Genomic DNA, 294 nt, shown 5'->3' with positions numbered 1-294 from the left:
TGGGAAGATGTAGAAAAAGAGTTTCGCAATAGAGGATATCAACTGAAAACTAAAATATACATAAATAACAAACAAGAATTAGTTTTTGATTGTCCAGTACATAAAGAACAAGTTACAACATGGGCGAATTTTAGAAGGTCTAAGATAGGTTGTAAGGATTGTTCGAAGGAAAGAACAAACAAGAACATGGACATTAAACGTACAAAGCTCAATGAGAAGGATAAGCACATCGTAGGGGAAAGATTTTCTCGTTTATTGGTTATAAAAATTCATTCGATGGAAAAGAAAAAACCA

At 32.3% G+C, this 294-nt stretch carries 1 pseudogene; it reads left to right on the top strand.

The features are described from left to right. Positions 1-294, top strand: a pseudogene (locus MR160_RS34265) (hypothetical protein); the annotation flags it as partial.

The organism is Bacillus cereus group sp. BfR-BA-01382, assembly GCF_022663475.1.
GTDB classification, from domain to species: Bacteria; Bacillota; Bacilli; order Bacillales; family Bacillaceae_G; genus Bacillus_A; species Bacillus_A thuringiensis_S.
This window is presented reverse-complemented; position numbering and strand designations above follow the sequence as displayed.